The 20654-nt window shown below is 41.3% G+C and carries 17 protein-coding genes, 1 tRNA gene and 1 pseudogene; 13 read left to right on the forward strand and 6 right to left on the reverse strand.

Annotation, left to right across the window (positions count from 1 at the left end; genetic code table 11):
• The first annotated feature begins 79 nt into the window (after window positions 1-79).
• Window positions 80-1057, forward strand: coding sequence for an SPFH domain-containing protein (locus tag AC5JMF_RS15980; RefSeq protein ID WP_495796736.1), 978 nt, complete (start codon window positions 80-82; stop codon window positions 1055-1057).
• A gap of 156 nt (window positions 1058-1213) precedes the next feature.
• On the opposite strand, the gene AC5JMF_RS15985 is transcribed toward AC5JMF_RS15980, so the two are convergent.
• The 4 genes from AC5JMF_RS15985 to AC5JMF_RS16000 all read right to left on the reverse strand — a co-directional run bounded on the left by AC5JMF_RS15985 (window position 1214) and on the right by AC5JMF_RS16000 (window position 5580).
• Entirely contained in the window at window positions 1214-2458 is a 1245-nt protein-coding gene (locus AC5JMF_RS15985) for an RNA-guided endonuclease InsQ/TnpB family protein (protein WP_495796717.1), read from the reverse strand.
• A gap of 126 nt (window positions 2459-2584) precedes the next feature.
• Complete coding sequence (locus tag AC5JMF_RS15990) at window positions 2585-3901, reverse strand: alkaline phosphatase PhoX (RefSeq protein WP_495796718.1); 1317 nt, start codon at window positions 3899-3901, stop codon at window positions 2585-2587.
• 200 nt (window positions 3902-4101) lie between these two features.
• The gene (locus AC5JMF_RS15995) at window positions 4102-4986 is read right to left on the reverse strand and encodes an alpha/beta fold hydrolase (RefSeq protein WP_495796719.1); all 885 of its coding nucleotides are present in this window, start codon (window positions 4984-4986) and stop codon (window positions 4102-4104) included.
• 96 nt (window positions 4987-5082) lie between these two features.
• Window positions 5083-5580: a HugZ family pyridoxamine 5'-phosphate oxidase gene (locus tag AC5JMF_RS16000; RefSeq protein WP_495796720.1), complete on the reverse strand. Its 498-nt coding sequence runs from the start codon at window positions 5578-5580 to the stop codon at window positions 5083-5085.
• 508 nt (window positions 5581-6088) lie between these two features.
• Between AC5JMF_RS16000 and AC5JMF_RS16005 the strand changes: the two are divergent.
• From AC5JMF_RS16005 to AC5JMF_RS16055, 11 genes and pseudogenes are all read left to right on the forward strand, one after another.
• Window positions 6089-6685 (forward strand): annotated as a pseudogene (locus tag AC5JMF_RS16005) (hypothetical protein); the annotation flags it as partial.
• Between the two features lie 302 nt (window positions 6686-6987).
• The gene (locus AC5JMF_RS16010; protein ID WP_495796737.1) at window positions 6988-8247 is read left to right on the forward strand and encodes a protein kinase domain-containing protein; all 1260 of its coding nucleotides are present in this window, start codon (window positions 6988-6990) and stop codon (window positions 8245-8247) included.
• Between the two features lie 92 nt (window positions 8248-8339).
• Entirely contained in the window at window positions 8340-8606 is a 267-nt protein-coding gene (locus AC5JMF_RS16015; protein WP_495796721.1) for a Ycf66 family protein, read from the forward strand.
• Between the two features lie 117 nt (window positions 8607-8723).
• Window positions 8724-10205, forward strand: coding sequence for a CIA30 family protein (locus tag AC5JMF_RS16020; protein ID WP_495796722.1), 1482 nt, complete (start codon window positions 8724-8726; stop codon window positions 10203-10205).
• Window positions 10206-10367: 162 nt separating this feature from the next.
• Window positions 10368-10709: a hypothetical protein gene (locus tag AC5JMF_RS16025; protein ID WP_495796723.1), complete on the forward strand. Its 342-nt coding sequence runs from the start codon at window positions 10368-10370 to the stop codon at window positions 10707-10709.
• Between the two features lie 10 nt (window positions 10710-10719).
• Window positions 10720-11124 (forward strand): GFA family protein, encoded by a 405-nt coding sequence (locus tag AC5JMF_RS16030; protein WP_495796724.1) that lies wholly within the window; start codon window positions 10720-10722, stop codon window positions 11122-11124.
• A 305-nt stretch (window positions 11125-11429) separates the two neighbouring features.
• A complete protein-coding gene (locus AC5JMF_RS16035) occupies window positions 11430-12368 on the forward strand; it encodes a phosphoribulokinase (RefSeq protein ID WP_495796738.1) in 939 nt (312 codons plus the stop codon).
• A 106-nt stretch (window positions 12369-12474) separates the two neighbouring features.
• A complete protein-coding gene (locus tag AC5JMF_RS16040; RefSeq protein ID WP_495796725.1) occupies window positions 12475-13263 on the forward strand; it encodes a DUF5131 family protein in 789 nt (262 codons plus the stop codon).
• Between the two features lie 13 nt (window positions 13264-13276).
• Window positions 13277-14149: a three-Cys-motif partner protein TcmP gene (locus AC5JMF_RS16045; protein ID WP_495796726.1), complete on the forward strand. Its 873-nt coding sequence runs from the start codon at window positions 13277-13279 to the stop codon at window positions 14147-14149.
• A 316-nt stretch (window positions 14150-14465) separates the two neighbouring features.
• The gene (radC, locus tag AC5JMF_RS16050; RefSeq protein ID WP_495796727.1) at window positions 14466-15197 is read left to right on the forward strand and encodes a RadC family protein; all 732 of its coding nucleotides are present in this window, start codon (window positions 14466-14468) and stop codon (window positions 15195-15197) included.
• A 186-nt stretch (window positions 15198-15383) separates the two neighbouring features.
• Window positions 15384-15455, forward strand: a tRNA-Val gene (locus AC5JMF_RS16055).
• 137 nt (window positions 15456-15592) lie between these two features.
• Here AC5JMF_RS16055 and AC5JMF_RS16060 read toward each other — a convergent pair.
• Both AC5JMF_RS16060 and AC5JMF_RS16065 read right to left on the reverse strand, forming a co-directional pair.
• Window positions 15593-15916 carry a slr1957 family protein gene (locus tag AC5JMF_RS16060; protein ID WP_495796728.1) on the reverse strand — a complete coding sequence of 108 codons (324 nt, stop codon included), beginning with the start codon at window positions 15914-15916 and terminating at the stop codon, window positions 15593-15595.
• A gap of 1336 nt (window positions 15917-17252) precedes the next feature.
• Window positions 17253-18872: an ArnT family glycosyltransferase gene (locus AC5JMF_RS16065; protein WP_495796729.1), complete on the reverse strand. Its 1620-nt coding sequence runs from the start codon at window positions 18870-18872 to the stop codon at window positions 17253-17255.
• A gap of 255 nt (window positions 18873-19127) precedes the next feature.
• On the opposite strand from AC5JMF_RS16065, the gene AC5JMF_RS16070 reads away from it, so the two are divergent.
• Window positions 19128-20654, forward strand: a complete 1527-nt coding sequence (locus AC5JMF_RS16070; RefSeq protein ID WP_495796730.1) for a hypothetical protein — start codon at window positions 19128-19130, stop codon at window positions 20652-20654.

The raw sequence follows: 20654 nt of genomic DNA on the forward strand, positions 1-20654 counted from the left end.
CCCCACTCCCCACTCCCCACTCCCCACTCCCCACTCCCCACTCCCCACTCCCTTTCAATCAAAAATTAGGTTACTAACAATGGAACAGTTATTTTTACTATTCGTTTTAGCATTCGGTGGCGGTGCTGTATTTGGGTCTGTTAAAGTCATCAACCAAGGTAATGAAGCTTTGGTAGAAAGATTGGGTAGCTATAATAAAAAACTTGAGCCTGGGCTGAATTTTGTTCTTCCTTTCCTAGATAAGCTCGTCTACCAAGAAACTATCCGCGAAAAAGTTTTGGATATTCCTCCGCAAAAATGTATTACCCGTGACAATGTGGGAATTGAAGTGGATGCGGTGGTTTATTGGCGCATCGTGGATATGGAAAAAGCTTGGTATAAGGTAGAAAATCTCCAGTCGGCTATGGTGAATTTGGTACTTACCCAAATTCGTTCAGAAATGGGACAACTGGAATTAGACCAGACTTTTACTGCCCGATCGCAAATCAATGAACTTTTGTTAAGGGATTTGGATGTTGCCACCGATCCTTGGGGTGTGAAAGTGACGCGGGTAGAACTGCGAGATATTATCCCCTCTCAGGCTGTGCGGGAGTCGATGGAATTGCAAATGTCAGCAGAACGGCGCAGAAGGGCAGTGATTTTAACCTCAGAAGGCGATCGCGAGGCTGCTGTTAATAGTGCCAGAGGTAAAGCCGACGCTCAAGTCTTGGAAGCCGAAGCCCGTCAAAAAGCCGTAATTTTACAAGCAGAAGCAGAACAAAAAGCGATCGTTCTCAAAGCCCAAGCTGAACGCCAGCAACAAATTCTCAAAGCTCAAGCTATTGCTGAATCAGCAGAAATTATCGCTCAAAAAATTGACACAAATTCCACAGCTCACCAAGCCCTAGAAGTTTTGTTTGCCTTGGGCTATCTAGATATGGGCGCGACAATTGGTAAAAGTGATAGCAGCAAAGTCATGTTTATGGATCCACGCACTATCCCCGCCACATTGGAAGGTATACGCTCCATCGTCTCAGATACTCAGACAGGCTCCAACCCGATGTTAAATAATTCGTAATGACGCGACGCTCCTGTGTCGCTAACGCTGACGCTCGAGGACTCGCTACCGCTTCGCTAACGTAATTCGTAATTCGTAATTAACTCATCGTTTGCGTAATCGAGAGTCGATTTGTTGACATCCACCCCGCGCTGTAAGTGCGGGGATTCCCAAGACTCACGACTTGGGTTTCTGCTTCCTTCCCTTACGGGTTTTTTGCAACTGCCCTTTGGACTTATGCCCATCAGGTCTTATGTTCGCTCCACAGACTGTAACGGCAAGCCCTGCCGCCAAAATATTCCGACTAGCGTTGATGTCCCGGTCGTGATGTGTTCCACAGTTGGAACAGTTCCACTCTCTGATATTCAACGGCAGCTGATATTCAACGTGACCGCAATGTCCACAGCGTTTAGAACTGGGAAACCAACGGTCAATTTTCACCAACTTTCGACCGTACCAGAGAGCTTTATACTCCAGTTGTCTCACCAACTCGCCCCATGCAGCATCACTGATAGCACGGGCAAGTTTGGGATTTTTGACCCTTACGGGTTCGCCAGTCGCTTCAAGTCGGGAAACCCGCCCAACGCGCTGGCTCACCATGTTTTTAACCGCCAAATCCTCAACTACTATCGTTTGGTTTTCACGAATCAGTCGAGTTGTCAGTTTATGCAAATGGTCAATTCTGGCGTCAGAGATTTTAGCTTGAAGACGAGCGACTTTGAGTCTGGCTTTGTCTCGATTTCGAGATGCTTTTTGTTTGCAACTCAAAGACTTCTGTGCTTTCCTCAACTTTTGATAGTGCTTGTCAAACGCTTTGGGGTTGGCAATCTTCTCTCCTGTACTCAGGGTAACAAGGCTGCTAATCCCAACATCCAAACCTACAGCACTATCGATGGTCGGCATGGTTTCATTGGTCGGATCATCAATCCTCAAACTGACAAACCAACGTCCAGACGGTTCAAGCCTAACGGTTACAGTGCTAGGTTCGCATCCCTTGGGCAGTTGTCTAGACCATTTAATTGGCAATGGTTCAGAACATTTAGCCAAATAGACTTGTCCATCTTTCCATCTGAAAGCAGATTTGGTAAACTCTGCGCTACCGCCACTACGTTTCTTTTTGAAGTTGGGATATTTCGCCCGAAGAGCAAAGAAGTTGGTGAATGCAGTTTGCAAATGTCTCAAACCTTGTTGCAGTGGTACACAGCTAACCTCATTCAAAAACTGGAGGTCTTCAAGTTTTTTCCAAGAAGTCAACATGGTGGAGGTTTGAGCGTAATCAACTCGTTCTTGCCTTTCGTACCAAGCTTCGGTTCTCTCTGCCAAGGCTTTGTTAAACACCAACCGCACACAACCAATTGTCCGGCGCAATATTTGTTCTTGCTCGGAGGAAGGGTAAAAACGGTAGCGGTAGGCTTTTTCCATGCTTCACATTTTACCACATTCCATGTAAAGCCGTCTTCAAAGGACGGGGTTTCTACCCATTTTTCTGATGAAATCAGGGATTTGTGAAGAAGGAGGCAAAAGAAAAATAAGCGGCTTCGACTTACCCTAGCTTTCTTTTGATCTCTTCCACGGCCCCCAGATTGCAAAAGTAATACCAGGAGTTTGAATGTTTACGAACAAAGTCTTGCCGTCGGGTGAGAAGCAAGCCCCTGCAAACTCATTGTCATTCAAAGCGTTACGCGCAAAGTGATAGAGTTCTCCTCTAGGAGTAACACCCACCAAAAACTGTTGGTCATCTCCATCTTCACAAAGAATCAGATCGCCATAAGGTGAGATGACGATGTTATCAGGGCTATCGAGTTCGTCTACAGATGTAGACTCAACAAATAATTCGATTGTCTGTTTTTTGGGAATGTAGCGCCAAACTTGACCAAGCCCTTCAGCGCCACCACTCGTACAGCAAAAATAAATTTCACCATCGCCGTACCAGATACCCTCTCCACGAACAAACTGAGCTGCACCTAGCTCAAAACCCTGGAAGCGAACGTTATCGTCGTCTAGTGGGTTTGGTTGAGGAATTTTTACCCAGTCTACTTTCAACGGCTTTCGTAATTCAAAACCACTAGCAGTATTTGCTTGAGGCTGACCAATAATTCTGAGGGCTTCTAGGGTACCTCCTGCTTTCAACTTACCAGGTACTTTGGGAATGAAACGGTAGAAGAGGCTGTCTCCTCTATCTTCTGTTTCATAGACTATTCCGGTTCTGGGGTCTACAGCAACAGCTTCGTGATTGAACCGTCCCATAGCTATTAAAGGTTCTGGCTTAACGGGCATAGTTGCGCTTGCTGGAACTTCAAAGTTATAGCCGTGGAACTGCGATACATAATTTGGGTCGCCTAGTGGAGCTGAAGTTGGAGTAGAAGTATTCTCTTCACAGCTAATCCATGAACCCCAAGGCGTTAATCCACCTGCACAGTTACGATAGGTGCCACTCAAGGAAGTGAAATGTTTGATTAGTTGGCGGTTAGCTCCAACAACCAATGACGTTGTACCACCTTTGCAATCAGGATCGTAAGGTTTTGGCCCTCTAACTTGTGTGTCAGAGGTCGGACTAAGTTCATGATTGCGAACCAAGATAACTGTGTTTCTAGGGCCACGAAAAGCTGCCATCCCATCATGACCACCAGGTACTAAAGTACCATCGTTCATCAGGTCATTTGTTTGAGAAAAAATCCGATATTGAAATCCTGGTGGTAAATCTAATAAACCATTGGGATCTTTTACAAGCTCTCCGTATCCTTTACCAAACACGGATTGCCCGTTTGCTTTTTTAATATAAAGAGCTTCTAAAGGAGACATGAGCAAAGTACTAGCAGCACTCGCACCTGCTAATGTAAAAAACTTGCGTCGTGATAATTTCATGAGGATGGCTACATAAAATGCTGATAAAAAAATATTGCAAGTTGATTAAGTTGAAGTAATGCCTGATTTAAATCTCAAAGGTGGATGCTGAAACTGTTTCTAAAACCACACACAATTGTGGAGGATTTAGGAAAGTTCAGCAGGTGAAGCGTTAGAAACCTCGGACGTAACGAAGCGGAGTCCGTAAGTAGCTCGTGTATCTAAAGATACCGCTGCAATAGACCAATAAATACCTCTGGTGTTTCTAGATGAGGTAGTATTCCTGTATCTGCGATCGCATAGAAATCTTGAATGATATCAACGTTTAAGTTTGCCAAACGTCTGCCTAATTTAATGTCGGTAAATTGTGCTTTTTCGCCCCAAAAGATGACTGTAGGAGTTTTGAGTTGCTGAATGTACAAGCTTAAATCAAAGTAAAGGTCGCCCCGTAAAGATGCTAAAGCGGCAAATTTAGCGTTGGGTTGTTGTGCAGAGGTTAAATAAGCCTCGACCATTTCCTGAGATACTCGTTCTGCTTTGACAAACAGAAAAGTTTGTAAAAAGTTTCGCACTGCAATTTCATTTTCAGCACCCAGAATGTAAATTAAATGGTCTAATAATGGTGTATTGATGACAGAAAGTGGCAGTCTACGCCCAACACCTTGTCCAAAGTCATCAAACCCAGCGGGACAGACGAGAAATAGTGCTTGAAATAGGTCAGGTTGAACAATCGCTAAGCGCGTAGCTAAAGCACCTGTTAAGGATGAGGCTACCACCATCACAGGCTGGTGACAAGTTTGTGTAATAAATTCTGCGATCGTACTGAGATAATCTCTAATTTGATAATCCCGCACTGGATGAGCAGATTCTCCCCAACCAATTAAGTCTGGGGCTAAGATGCGATACTTAGAAGCGAATGCTGGATAAACTTTAGACCATTCATACGCAGATGCACCACCACCAAAGTTGTGAAGAAACAGTAGTGGAGGTAAATCTTCAGTATCAGCAAATTTCCAGGGTGCATGAGTTTGAGTATAGTAAACCATTGCCCCCAAGGATGTATGGATAACTTTATGCCCAAAGCCAGGTGGTTGAAACTGAAGCATAAAATAAAAATTCAAAACATTTGTTTGACGGGAAGTAAGCTATACAAAGGGACTGTCTATGTACTCAAATCATCAATAAGCAAGTATTGAGGTTGCTCATGCATTATCGCCTGTAATTTGCACGAGTTGATTGAGGCGATCGCCGCTAATATAATAAGCTGATCCAAAACCAACTACAAAACGCCCTTGACTAGGAGTTAGCTGAAAAATCCGAAAATCCTCTAAACCCCGTAACATCTCGATAATTTGACCAAAACGGTCTTGAAATTGCTCAACAATTCTCACCCAGACGTCAGTTTCACGCTCAATCAAGGTTGCTGTACAGTCAAAATTTAAACGGTGGCGGGCAAAAATTTGCTTACTCTTAGCTTCATCCTCAATAAACAAAACATTCACATGAGGATTAGCATGAATATTCTTAGTGTGAGTTGAAAGACCACTGACGTAAATGTAAATATTTTTGGCATCATCCATCACAAAAGGAGCATAACTAGCGTTAGGAATTCCCTGAGCGCTAATAGTACTAATAATCACACTTTCAAACCCTTCTGTAAACTTTTCGTACTCAGATTGAGCGTTTTCAATTTGACTCATAAGTAAATAACCATTTATTTAGTAACAATTAATTCAGTATTGTAAAAGGGACTGGGGATTAGGGATTGGGTACTGGGTTTGAATTTAACTTCGTAGTCTTATAAGGAAGGCTAGCTGAAAACCCTTGAGAAACAGGCGCGCTGCGAAGGCACGTTTTGGGGGGAAGCGGAGGAACATAAGCTGCCGCCCGTTTTTCGTACTACCCTTCGGGAACGCCAAGGGCGAACAGGCAAGGGATGAAAGCCGCCAAGAGGCGTTTACGCCTCAGTGACGCAATATTTTCTAATCATCGTCTCTAAATATTCACTAGCGCTGACATTATTTTTTACAGCTAATTCTTGAACAGAATGCCAAGCTGTATCTGTGAGCATAACACCTCTTTTCTTTTTTGATTCATTATACAAAACAGGTATATTTTTTACTCTTTTCTTACCTTTCCCTGTTGACATACTTAGAATATTCACCTATACTAGGTATAGTATAAGCATAAGCAAGAGGGTGAGTCAAGTTGTTAGTTCTAGAGTACAAAGTTAAAGCCAAAAAACTTCAATATTTAGCTATTGAGGAAGCCATCAAAACCACTCAATTCATTAGAAATAAGTGTTTGAGATATTGGATGGATGCGCCGAAAGAAATGAAAATTGATAGATTTGCGCTTAACAAATATTCAACAGAACTACGCAATGAATTTAAATTTGTGGCTAACCTCAATTCTATGGCAGTACAATCATCAGCCGAAAGAGCATGGTTAGCAATATCAAGGTTTTACGAAAATTGTAAGAAAAAAGTATTGGGCAAGAAAGCGGAAAACGCGGTCTTGGGGTTTCACGCCACTCCCTTCAAGCCGGGGAACCCGTCCAAAGGGGTGGCTCCCCAAGTGGAGCGATTTTCCAAGACAGGATATCCAAGATTTCAACATGACAACCGTTCTGTTGAATACAAGACATCAGGATGGAAACTAAACCCAATAAAAAGACGCATTACCATTACTGATAAAAAAGGTATTGGAGAGTTAAAATTGTTGGGAAAATGGGATATTCAAACCTATTCTGTTAAATCAATTAAACGCGTTAGATTGGTGCGCCGTGCAGATAGCTATTTTGCTTGGTGAAAACCTGGTAGAGCAAGTAACTAGGATGAAATTAGAATCCCCTCGGCAATAGCTGCGGGGAGTGTCAATTGAGTCATCTTTTGGATGACACATAACTAATGACCAAACGACACCACAATTCTTGCATGAACAGCCACATAAGTAGCTAAACAAAATTAATTACATATTTTGTTTCTCTGTTCCCCACTCCCCACTCCCCACTCCCTACTCCCTACTCCCCATTTTCAAGACAGATGTCAGCAACTGTTCCGTTATCATGTAGCAAGATGTACAAAAACACTTGCATTAGCCACACCATGCTAGGAAAGCTATTAGATGGACGTTACAAAGTTATCCAAGTTTTGAGTGCGGGAGGATTTGGAGAAACATACATTGCCGAAGATACCCGCCGTCCCGGAAACCCGAAGTGTGTTCTTAAATTACTCAAACCTGCGATTTCTGAACCATACTATTTACAAGTTGCCCGACGCCTATTTAATAGTGAAGCAGAAATTTTAGAACAATTGGGCAACCACGACCAAATTCCTCGTCTGTTAGCTTATTTTGAAGAAAATCAAGAATTTTGCTTAGTACAAGAGTTGATTGTTGGGCATCCACTTAGCGCCGAAATGCGAGTTAATCAACGCTGGAGTGAAAACCAAATCATTCAAATGCTACAGGATATTTTAAATGTTTTGGTTTTTGTTCACCAATATGGGGCAATTCATCGTGATATTAAACCTGATAATCTGATTAGACGAGACGCTGATGGCAAATTAGTGCTGATTGATTTTGGTGCGGTTAAACAAATGCAAACGCAAGTAGCATCATCTCCTAGTCAGGTAGCAACAGTTGCTATTGGTACTCCCGGCTATATGCCAGCGGAACAGGCACAAGGTAAACCACGCCAAAATAGCGATATTTACGCGTTAGGAATGATTGCCATCCAAATATTAACAGGAGTGTTACCCACGCAATTAGAAGAAAATCCTCAGACTGGCGAATTGGTATGGCAAAATCAAGTCCAGATTTCCCCACGATTAGCGGCAATTATAGAAAAAATGGTGCGTTATCACCACCGCGATCGCTATCAATCTACTACAGAAGTTTTACAAGATCTCCAAGAATTACTCAACCCCTTCCCCACAACTCAACCATCAATTCCGCCGATGGGTAGTGCTTTCGCTACGCAGTCAACATCATCTGTTTCTCAACCATTAGACTTTTCCCCACCACCTACATCACTGTCTTCTCTCAACAAAGCGTTAGCTGTGATTAGATTCATTCCATTTATTGGCGCAGCTGGATTATTTTTCTTTAAATCAACTACTTGGATAATTTTACTAGGTGTTGGTTTAGTCACTTTCGGAGCAGGTTTATTTTTTCTGCGTTCTTGGTACTCTAATGTGGCACGAGATTATGATGCTATTTTTGCTGTGATGTTTTGTATCTGTGGTATTTTACTCTTATTTCAAAACCAGTATGTGAAGCCAGAAATCCAACTTAGTCAATTCTTACTCGCAGGAGTAGGTCTTTTCTCAGCAGCAGAATGTATCCGCTTACGAGGTATGAGGTAAGTGGGAATAGGAAAATAAGGTGTGTAATTAGTTTTGTTTAGATATTTAAGATGATGCTCTTTTGGGCAAGGATATTAATTACTATTTGAATAATGAAAAACTCAACCATACTTGTTGGTAATATCTTAATAATTGCAGCAATAGCTTTATGTGTTTTGCCTTTTGTGCGTCCTCAGCTTTTTAAGCGTCAGGATATTTTGGTAATCGCTGCGTTTCTTATAGCTGGAATTAACCTATTGTTGAACGGTAAATATTTAGATGATCTGCCACAATTTAGTTTAATAATATTGGCAGCGTCTGCCGTTTTTTACACTGCTGAAACAATGAGATTGCGAATGAAAGATCACAGAAAACAATAATAAGTCAGCTGCCCACAATAGGCGGGGTTTTAAACCTGCATTATTTTTCCTAAAGAAAAAACTTCAACCCTGTTCCCTGCGATAAGTTAGACTAAAGGAAGTAGTGAGGACGCGATCGTGAATGACAAAAATCGTTCTCAATGGGACTTAGGCAGGTTTATCGAAACCTTGACTTACTTTGAGGTAATTCCTTTTTTGAACTGGGTACAACAATTAATTCAAGGTCGTCCTATAGATGATCGAAATATACCCAATGGAGGAAGAAATATGGCTGTAATCTTAGTAGCAGGTGCGACAGGTGGTGTTGGTAAACGAGTGGTGCAGCGATTACTAGAACAGGGTTACAAAGTTCGGGCACTGGTGCGAAATATTGACAAAGCACGGTCAATTTTGGGTAATAATGTTGACTTAGTTGTTGCGGATATCACGAAACCAGAAACTCTTAATTCTGTAGTTATGGCTAATATTCAAGCTGTAATTTGTTGTACAGCAGTGCGCGTACAACCTGTTGAAGGAGACACAGCAGATAGAGCTAAATATTACCAAGGAGTCAAATTTTATCAACCCGAAATAGTCGGCGATACCCCAGAAAATGTAGAATATCAGGGTGTGAAAAATTTGGTAGAAGCAGCAACAAAATATCTACCAAAAGCTGATGAAAAACTAATATTTGATTTTAAAAATCCATCTGTAGAATTAAAAAATATCTGGGGAGCTTTAGATGATGTTGTGATGGGTGGCGTGAGTGCTAGTAATATCCAACTAGTAGAAAATACAGCTTTATTTGCTGGTAATGTTTCCACAGCCAACTCTGGTGGATTTGCTTCTATCAGAACTAAGAATTTTGACCCACCATTCAACTTATCTGGCTATGAAGGTGTAGAATTACGTCTTAAAGGCGATGGTAAGCGCTATAAAATCTTTCTCCGCACAGAATCACAATGGGATGGAGTTGGTTATAGTTATTCTTTCGATACAGTAGCAGACACCTGGATCAATGTACGCGTTCCCTTCACAGATTTAACTCCTGTATTTCGAGCCAAAACTGTCAAAGATGCTCCTAAGATTGATTCTAGTAAAATTCGCTCATTTCAATTAATGTTGAGCAAATTTGAATATGATAACGCCTTAAATCCTCACTTTTCTCCTGGTAATTTTGCTTTACAAGTAGAAACAGTTAAAGCGTATGGCGGGGTAAATTTACCACAGTTTGTCCTTGTCAGTTCAGCAGGTGTAACTCGTCCCGGACGACCAGGGATTAATTTAGATGAAGAACCACCAGCAGTGAGATTAAATGACCAATTAGGAGGTATTTTGACATGGAAACTGAAGGGAGAAGATAGTTTAAGATCAAGTGGTATTCCTTACACAATTATTAGACCTTGCGCTTTAACTGAAGAAGCAGGCAGCAAAGAATTAGTCTTTGAGCAAGGTGATAATATCAGAGGCAAAATTAGCCGCGAGGATGTAGCAGAACTCTGTATACAAGCGCTAAAACAAAAAAGAGCATCTAATGTGACATTTGAGGTAAAAGAGGGAGAAAATATTGTTAACTCTACCGATTGGCAGAGGTTATTTTATAACTTACAACCTGGATAAATTTTGGTGAATGGGGAATAGGGAATGCGAGAGAGATATTTTATAGTTTTTTGTGTAATAGACCTCTTGCACCTCTTATAAAAGTCCCTATTTTTAACTCTTTCTGTGCGCTTCTGCGTGTTAGCGAAGCCCGGTAAAACAAGATTGATAAAAGAAGTCCATATGAAAAAAATTAGGATGCTATTACTAGCTGGGATGCTAGTAATAATTATTTCAATTGGGTTATTTCCAAAAACAGCGTTGTCGCAACGAGTAGATTCTCGCATCAATAATTTAGAAGTGGACTTGAATCGTATAGAGTTGCGGTTAAATCAGATAGAATCCCAATATCCAAATCGCCGTTCTTCATCCCCAAGAACAACACTGACACCGCGACAAAGTGGACGCAATCTATCACAGCAAGAACGCGATCGCATGTTTGACAACTTAGCAACTTTAGTGGTGGAATTAAAACAACAAGTCAATAAATTAGAACAGCGAGTTTCTAAACTAGAGCCACGTTAAATAAATTCATATGACATTAAATCTTCATGAACTAGTTGTCTATAATGGTGGATGCCACTGTGGTGCAGTGCGGTTTCAAGTAGTAGTTGATAAACACAAAGCCGATGATTGTAACTGCTCGATTTGCAACAAAAAGGGCTTTCTCCATTTAATTGTGCCTCAAGAGCAATTCACCTTGTTACAAGGTGGAGATATGTTAACAACCTACACATTTAACACAGGTATTGCCCAACATAAATTTTGCCGCGTTTGTGGAATTCACTCTTTTTATATCCCACGCAGTCATCCAGATTGTATTGATGTTAATATCCGCTGTTTAGATAATAATGTGGTATCTAATTTCGAGATAGTACCTTTTGATGGGCAGAATTGGGAGCAGAATATCGATAAACTGCATCAACAAGAAGCTGTTTAAAGGGGCTACTGAAAAAGTATATTTCCCAAGGATGCATTAAGAGTACTGAGTTGCGAGTACTAAGTTCCGAGTTAAGAAACAGCCCATCCTTACCTGTGGGACGCCATGCGTAGCTTGCTCTAATCAAGTATACACATACTGAGTAGTTTTCTTGACTCCCCACTCCCTACTCAGCATACAGATGTTCTATGTGTAGAGATGTTGCAGACCAAGTACTTGCTTGAGTTACTCAGCTAATCCCCTCTAGAATTAAAAATATTGTCTAAAAAATTGATTACTAGACTTACTCACGTCAGGGGGGTATGATGAGCCGTCCAATAATTCTTGGGATTGTCGGCGACAGCGCAGCTGGAAAAACAACACTGACTAAGGGAATTGCCCAGGTACTTGGCCCAGAAAATGTTACGCTCATCTGCACAGATGATTACCATCGTTACGATCGCCAACAACGTGCGGAAATTGGTATCACTGCTCTCCACCCCGACTGCAATCATTTAGATATTATGCAGCAGCACTTATCGCTGCTACGCACAGGACAGCCTATTCTCAAACCAGTTTACAGCCATAAAACTGGTACATTCGATCCGCCCCAGTACATCAAGCCCAACAAATTCGTCATTATTGAGGGATTACTCGGTTATTCTACCCGTGGCGCTCGTGACTCCTATGACGTTAAGGTTTACCTCGCCCCACCAGAACCCCTACGCGCTAAGTGGAAAGTGAAACGCGATACACAAAAGCGGGGTTATACCGAAGAACAGGTACTAGTAGAACTAGAAAAACGCGAACCAGACTCAGAGCAATTTATCCGTCCGCAGCGACAATGGTCAGATATAGTGGTGAGTTTCTATCCCCCCAATGGTCAAATAGATGAAACTAACGGACATTTAAATGTCCGTCTGGTACTGCGGCCGACAATTCCCCACCCAGATTTTACTCAGATTTTCCGCTCCGACAATGGTAGTTTTGAATCAGCGATTCGTCTGGGATTAGACCGAGATATGGGTAAACCCGTGGATGTCTTAGAAGTGGACGGTCATGCTACCCTAGACCAGGTAAATAAGCTAGAGCATATTATGTGTTCTGATATGCCCTACTTAAAAAATATTTGCGATCGCGAAAGTAACCCAGAATTAGGCAAAGTTGCTGGTACAACTGGCGAAATCCTCCAAAGTTACCCTCTCGCCCTCACCCAGTTGATCATCACCTATCATATGCTGAAGGCGACACAAGGCTATCAGTAGTGTTCAGATAACTTTCAAATCAACATGACATATAAACTCAGGTACATATAGATCTTTTGTACTATACTATTGTTACGACTAGCCCGAAAAGGTATACATTACCGGAATGTCAAGCACTCAAACTGGTATTGAATGGACAGATAAAACTTGGAATCCCACTACTGGTTGTGACAAAGTAAGTCCGGGTTGTCGCCATTGCTACGCTGAAGCACTCACTGAACGTTTCCCTCAAAATTTTCCCAAAGGCTTTAAGTTAACGCTACATCCAGAACGATTAGAACAACCAAAGCGATGGCGTACTCCCAGTCGCATTTTTGTTAACTCAATGAGTGACCTTTTTCATGAAGATGTGCCACTTGACTTCATAAAAGAGATTTTTAGCGTTATGCGAGAAACTCCCTGGCACGTTTATCAGATATTGACAAAGCGAGATCAACGTTTAATAGATTTGGCTTCTCAACTGGAATGGTATGAAAATATCTGGATAGGTGTATCAGTAGAAAGCCAACGATATACCAGTAGAGTAGATGCTTTGCGACAAGTACCAGCAATAGTTCGTTTTCTTTCATGTGAACCTTTGCTAGGTTCGCTGAGTTTAGATTTGCAAAATATTCATTGGGTCATTGCAGGTGGTGAGTCTGGATATAACTATAGACCTGTAAAACCAGAATGGGTTCGCGAGATTTTGCAGCAAACACGAGAAGCAGAGGTTGCCTTCTTCTTCAAACAGTGGGGAGGGAAATATTCAAAAGCTGGTGGCAGAACCTTAGATGGACGCACTTGGGAAGAAATGCCAACAGCTTGGCAAGAGCATATAATTAAATGGCAGAAAAGATTTCCTGGGCAGCCGAAGTTACATGAGTTACAACAAAGGTATGTAATTTCTACTAAATAATAGAGAGTTGATAATGAGTCGGCTTGGGAATGAGGGTGAAGACATCATCGGACGTTGGTCTGAAGAAAAGTTAGACCTATTAGCAAAATATCTCAAGGCTTACTCTGTGATTATGAATGAGCAGAAAAAAAGTTGGCTTAGAGCTTATTATTACGTTGATGCTTTTGCTGGATCTATTAGACCGAGAGCTAAAGAAGATGAGCAGCGATATATTGATGGTTCTCCTTTACGTGCTTTACAAACAGAACCCAAATTCGATGCTTACTGGTTTATAGATATTTCACCACGACGTATAGAGCGTGTACAAGAACTTCGTCAAGAGTTCCCAGATTGTGCAATTGAGATACGTCAGGGAAACTCTAACAAAGTTTTGTGTGACGAAATAGTTCCGCGAATTCCTTACACTTCAAAAACACGAGCATTTGTCTTTTTAGATCCTTATGGATTACAAATTGATTGGGAAACTGTAAAGGAATTGGCAAACACCAAAACTTGTGATATCTTCATTAATTTCTCCTTAATGGGGGTTACTCGTCTGCTTCCTAGAGATCAACCTCCAGAGTCAGAAATAATAGAACAATTGAGCAAGGTGATGGGTAGCACTAATTGGATTGATCAGATATACCAACCACCTGTTCAACTAAGTTTATTTGCAGATCAAGAGCCTGCTTTAAGTCGTGAAACTATCAGATCTGAATGGTTAGCAAGCTTATATGCACAGCAATTGCGATCGCTTTTTCCGCATGTTAGTAAACCAGTTCTGATGAAAAACTCAACCAATTCAGTACTTTATGCTTTGTGTCTAGCAAGCCATAATCCAACAGCAGCTAAGATCACAAATGATATTTTTGCTAGGTATGAACGCTTGAGACAATTGGGAAGCTAGTGGTCTGTCCCATTAATTTTGCAGGGTAATACGAGATCCTCGACTTTTTCCAAAAGTCGGGGATCTAAATCACCGTTAACCACTCAAATTTAATGAGATGAACTACTGGTTTTTTAATATTCACTAATTGCGTGCAAATATTGTATAAAAAAGCACTTTATTATTTTTGCTGGTTACTCTGATTACTGTGAAGGTAAGATGTGCCAAAAAAGAAAATCTGCAAAGATTAAAGATTTTGTCAGATCAGGATAATTGAGAGAGCAAACAAGGGATAACTAAAGATAGTTTCAACTACGGCGACTATTCTCTTAGTTATATGTCCTATTGCCTCAGAATTGCCGACATTCCTACAAATGAGCGTCCGCGTGAGCGATTAATGAATCATGGCCCCAAAATATTAGCGACGGCCGAGTTGATAGCAATTCTTCTAGGTACTGGTCAAGGGCCGGGAAAACTGTCTGCTGTAGGTTTGGGACAATATATCCTCAGTGAATTGAGCAAACATCAGCGTGACCCTTTGGCAGTTCTACGAGAAGTCACCCCGGCAGAGTTAATGCAAATTCCTGGTATTGGCCCAGCGAAAGCGACAACTATCCTAGCCGCAATTGAATTGGGAAAACGCGCCTTTCAATCTCGTCCCCTAGACAGAACACTAATTGATAGCCCAATTACTGCTGCTGCTGCTTTCAGTCAAGATTTAATGTGGCAAACTCAAGAACGTTTTGCTGTGTTGCTATTGGATGTCAAAAATCGCTTGCTAGGTACACAAGTAATTACCATTGGCACAGCAACCGAAACTTTAGCTTCTCCACGAGAAATTTTTCGAGAAATTCTCCGTCAAGGTGCAACGCGGGCAATAGTTGCTCATAATCATCCCTCTGGTAACATTGAACCTAGTCAGGAAGATATAGAATTGACACGCCAGTTATTAGCAGGATCACAGTTTTTAGGTATTCCCTTATTAGACCATTTAATTTTAGGTAACGGCAATCACCAGAGTTTACGAGAAATAACAACTCTCTGGGATGATTATCCTCAAGGAGATTAAATAATTCGTAATTCGTAATTCGTAATTCGTAATTCGTAATTCGTAATTCGTAATTCGTAATGACGCTCCTTCGGACGCTCGTACCTCGCTAACGCTGCGCTACCGCTAACGCTGCGCTAACGTAATTCGTAATTAATCTAATTTTGATTGTGGTTCCTTGTTAGGCATGATATATTAATTAACCTTGGGCGATTAGCACAGTGGTAGCGCACATCCTTCACACGGATGGGGTCACTGGTTCAAATCCAGTATCGCCCATCAATAACCCAAAACATATAGGAATCTGACTTGATTCATGAAATTATTTGCGTAGGTAGGGAGTAGGTCAATTAAAAACTGCTCTTGCTGAAAGTCACAAACAAGAGCAGTTTTTAAATAGTGCCTAAAAGCATAATTTAGGCATCTTCAAGTTCAAATTGAGCTACCGTAACTGCATTAAAAGCAAAAGCAAAAACTAACGGCATTGGAGATTGAAGCCAGAAAGCAGAAAGAACAGCTAGGATGGTTCCAATTACGGCTGACATCGACCATAACCTTTCTTCAACAGTTAATCCATTCTCAGCTTTAATTGTTCTGAGAACGTTAACTGGAATCGGTTCAGGCATTACTCCTCCCGGAGGAAAAGCCCAATAGTTGTTACGCCGCTCAACAAATAAATCTGTCCAGCCATTTTCTTGACACCATGCTTCAATCCATTTAATAGAGTAATGATTCATCATCTGATTCGGGAACTCGGCTTGCTGAATTTGTGTAGTTAATTGATTGATATAAATCTCTTTCTAAAGTCTTAATTAAGCTAACTGAATCTCTATAAAAATTAATGCTAGCGCTATATATTGCTAAACTTTAGTAAAGCAATCAAGAGTGTGAAATGTCAGATCAAAGATTGCTTTGCTTAGTTAAAAGCCTAACAGCCGTATAGTGGTCATTCCAATTAAAAGACAATAAACTTTACTTAAAACAGTCAATATTTAAGAACTGTAAAGAGAGTAACAATCATAAATGATGACTAAAAACATTTTTATATTAAAAATGAAATTATTAAATAAAGAATTGTAAAGAAAATAACGATCGCCTTGCAACGTCAAGGGCGAACGCATTCACTACTAAATCAATACTAGTTAACTTTGTTTCCCCTTCTCATCAACATCAAGTATTTTCAACGAATTCTGCTTGCTATCTAGGCTTTGTTTAGATTCATCCTCTGTTTCCAAAATAAACCTTGAGCAACTATTTGCCTTCAGCCTTCAGTAATAAATGTTTAGATATTTGAGTGCGATCGCTCCTATGGTACTGAGGTGATTTCATCCTTCAAAGGCAAGAGCGATCGCTATTTTCTAAGTTACAAAATATTAAGCAAAAGGGACTGGGGATTAGGGATTGGGTAAGCTAATCTGCCTTTAACTTGCATAATCCTTTGCCTCAGAAAGACGCGGAGAGAAGTTGCGTGCGGGGGTTCCCCCCGTTGAGCAAACTTCGGAGGACGCGCTTAAGGGGAGACGCGGGGATGCAATTTGAATGATTATTAGCTTAATGGTAATTAGCGAAATCTAAAAGTGGTCTACAATTCTTTCCCCTGTCCCCTGCCCTTTCAAGGGTAGGTTTTTCATATTCAGTCTGAAAAAACCTATTTTTTCGTTCCGAAATCTTTCTTTGCGTCCCCCTTCGGGTGACGCTCGCAAGCTCGCTAACGCAGTCGCCTGCGGAGGGAAACCCTCCTTTACTCGCTGTCTCACCGCGTAAGCGCGTAAGCGCGTCAACCAAAACGCGAAATCTAAAAAACCTACCCATAAGAGTGTCCCCTGCCCTCTACTTCTTCGGTCAAATCATGCCCGACTAATCACTTATCATTAAAATCTGTGCATCCCTGCGTTCCCCTTCTCCTGACAAAGACGCTGCGCGAACGTCGCTCTTTGCGAAGCTATGCCGTAGGCTTGACGCTGCAAAGGAGCCAGCGCGGTCTTGGGGAGCCACCCCCGTGGGCGGGTTTCCCCCATGAGCGACTGGCGTTAGAAACCCTCCTTTACTCGCTGTCTCACCGTGCCTCTGTGTCAGTTACAAACGGTTGGTATCTTTTGTAATCAATTTCCAACCTTCAGCTTGGTCTACTAGCTTCATCGATTCTAGTTGGAGACTGTGGAAATCAGATGCATTCAGTAAAAAGTAGGGTTGCCCGCTGTAGTGCCAATAATATTGTAGTTCGCCAGTGGATGCGGGGATGATGGTGCGATCGCTATAAAAATCTAGTGAAGGTCGATGCTGAGGAAAAGATGTGTAAATCTTTTTTACGGCTGGATTTGCTCGCACTATCATCGCGGCAACTGGTTTAACTGGATACGCTTCCCATAACTCCCAAACCCAGTAGTTAGATTTCATCAACAACATTAGCGAAATATAACTTCCCCAAAACAAAATCTTGAGAAATTGCCCATCGCCTCGTTCAGCCAAAATTGCGGCTAAAGTCATTGTTAAAGCTGCGGCAGCAAAAATCAGATTTAAGTCTGTTTTTGGTGCTGTACCCCAACTGAAATAAATACTGCCAGCGGAAGCAACCACAGCCAAGATGGCAAAACCAGCTACCCAAGTACGGGGATAAGCTGATAACAAGGGTAAATTTTCAGTCTCTGTAAGTTGGATACCAAAAGCTAAAGCTAGACTGGGATAAATCGGAATTAGATACCCAGAAAATTTGGTGCCGATGAGGGAAATTACCAGTAAATAAACACCACTCCACACCATAATCAGTTTTGCCCAGCTGAGGTTGCGGTTTTCCCAGGTTAAAGCGATTGTCTGTGGTAAAAAGACTAGCCAAGGCCATGTGTATTTGAGAATTTCGATGACATAATACCAAGGTGGCTGAGAATTTCTTGGGATAACTGTACCAATGCGATTTAGTGATTGATTGATTAGCCCAACTTCCGCGAAACTGTAACCATAATGCAACAGTTGGGCACCATACCAACCAGCCACTGGTAAAATGCCGATGCAGATTGCGATCCAAAAATAATAACTAGTGAGTAGTCGTGGTGTATCCCAAAATAGAAATATGATTGCGATCGCACCTAACAATCCACCTACTAAACCTTGAGTCAGGCAAATTAAACCAAAACCGATGCCAACACCAAGACAATAACGTAAATCTCGACGCGATCGCAAGACACACAACATCATCACCATCAAAAAACTGACCACCGCCCCGTCTAACATCGCCATGCGCCCATGACGTACCACAGGTAGCATTGTCAGGTAAATTAAGGCGCTATAAACAGCCGCCCAACGTTGGCGAAATATTTCTCGGCCAATGCAATACAGCAAAGGCACAGAAGCTGCTGTTAAAACTGCTCCAGGTAAGCGTGTTGTCCATTCATTCACGCCTTTTAAAGCATAAACCCAAGCAATTAGCAAATGCATCAGGGGCGGCTTATTGTGATAAGGTTCACCTCCTAGCGTTGGGTAAAGCCAACGCATAGAACCTTCTGGGGCACGCCAAATCTCACGGGCGATTTGTGCGACAGTGCCTTCATCCCAGTCTCGCAGCGGCAACCCTCCTAGATTGATGCTAAATAATAACACTGCTGCCACAAGCAGCATTATTAGCCATACCCCATCAATCCATTTTTCAGCCGTGCGATGCTGTTTTTCTAGATGACCCCAAATAAAGCTTCCTTCTTGCATATTCTATGATCATCATTTTACTTGCTGGTTTGATTCCGTAGAGACCAGAGCGAATCTCCAATGTTGCCACCCAGTTACAAACTGTGTTGTTAGCAATTGCTAGTTTCCAACATTAACTCAATTTTTTCTAATTAGTGCTAATTTTTGAAAAATTTATTTTAGTTATTTTCAACTTATTTAACAAGTATTTATGCGGTTAAATGATACAAATATTACAAGCAAAAAAATCATTAATTACCCATTGGAGATATAGTAATGAACCTACCTTTGATTTTAGATGTAGCGCTAGGTTTGATTTTTATCTACTTAATTTTTAGTTTGCTAGCCTCCGAAATTCAGGAACTGATTGCCACAGTGTTTCAATGGCGTGCAGAACACTTAAAAAAATCTATTGAAATTCTTTTAGCTGGTGATGCTGAACACTCAGAAGAAACTAGGGTACTCGAGCTAGCAAATAAAATTTACTCTAATCCTCTGGTAAGAAATATTAACCAAGAAGCTAAAGGATTTTTTGTAACTTTACCGCGAAAATTAACTTGGGCTATAGGCTCATTATATCGTTCCTTAAAAACGGCACTATCGAGAGTTGATCAAAAAGAAACTGCTTTTGGAGAAAAAAAGCATAGTGCCCCTTCTTATATCCCAGCGGATATTTTTGCTACGACTCTCATGGAAACATTACAACTTCCTGCATTGGTGCAGAAGCTATCTGAAGTCAGACTAGAAAAGTTTAAGAATGAACGCTTAACTGAAATCGAAAATATTTTGCTTAAATTGCAGGAACAAACAAATTATGATGAATACTTTACAACATTCTTTAATACCCTTTTCCAGGAATTTGCGGAACTTCGCGCTGATTTTGAACAAATAACTTGGAATTTTAATCAAAAAAAAGCCAGTTTGAATACCAGTATTAAACGCATGTCAGAAAGTTTAGATAGATATTTAGATATTTTCCAAACATCTATGCCCCAATCTGATTTACTGGAAAAAACCTTGCGGCAATTAAAATTTATCAGACAAGATGTTTTTGATGACATTGAACAGGCGATTTTATTGGGAGGGTTACGGCCTAATTTGAATGAAGTTGTCGAATCAGTCAAGAGAGGTAGTGCAGTTTACACAGAAATTAGCGAAGCAATTAAAGATAAAGACAGCGAAACTCACAAAGGATTTCAAAATTTAATTGATAGCTTACCCGACTCAGTTGTAGAAAATATTGCCGTTTTATCCAAGCGTGCCCAGGCAAGAATTGAATCTACAGAAGAAGGGATTTTGACATTGAGACGAGAAATCGAAAACGCCTTTGATAGCTCAATGGCGAGAGCATCAGGGGTTTATAAACGCAACGCCAAAGGAGTAGCACTTTTGCTTGGGTTTGGACTGGCTTTAAGTGCGAATGCAGATACATTTCATATCATCAGCCGTCTGTCAAAAGATACGGTATTGCGAGAAGCACTTATTTATAGAGCAGCAGAAGTAGCACCGCAGAAATCTAGTAATTCAGACTTAGATAGTATAGACCCCAATCAGATTTTGAATGATGTCACTTTGCCGATTGGTTGGACTGAAGGACATTTAAAAGAACAACTGGGTTGGCAAACTCTGCAAATACAGGGATTACCTATTTTCAATTTCTTGACAATGCTCACTGGCTGGATGTTAACTGGAATTGCGATCGCAATGGGTGCGCCTTTTTGGTTTGATTTACTCGGCAAAATCATGAATGTGCGTAACGCAGGCAGAAAACCAGAATCGCCGGATAAGAGTAAGGTTGAATGA

The sequence above is a fragment of the Desmonostoc vinosum genome (assembly GCF_059505385.1).